Source organism: Pedococcus sp. P1_H8 (genome assembly GCF_056405175.1).
The window spans coordinates 1-377 of sequence record NZ_JBFUCP010000422.1; the positions used below are offsets into that span (position 1 = coordinate 1).

General features: G+C 63.4%; 1 pseudogene. It reads left to right on the plus strand.

Annotation, left to right across the window (positions count from 1 at the left end):
* Positions 1 to 106: 106 nt before the first annotated feature.
* Positions 107 to 377 (plus strand): annotated as a pseudogene (locus AC1DYG_RS20655) (cytochrome bc1 complex cytochrome b subunit); the annotation flags it as partial.

Genomic DNA, 377 nt, shown 5'->3' on the forward strand with positions numbered 1-377 from the left:
CTCGTGCACTCCCCCAGTTGCCGATTACAGTCAACGAAGAGGGCTTCTTGGTCGCCAACGGCGACTTCGTCGAAGCTCTCGGCCCCGGATTTTGGGAGCGTCCCTCATGACAACCACCACTGGCGGCCAGTCCAAGGTCGCAGCTCACGCCGCCAAGGCGGGCGAGAACCTCGATTCTCGCTACCACCTTGCCGCCGGCATGCGCAGGCAGATCAACAAGGTCTTCCCGACCCACTGGTCCTTCCTGCTCGGCGAGATCGCGCTGTACAGCTTCGTGATCCTGCTCATCTCGGGCGTGTACCTGACGCTGTTCTTCGACCCGTCCATGGCCGAGGTCGTCTACAACGGCGCCTACCAGCCGCTCCGCGGCGTCGAGA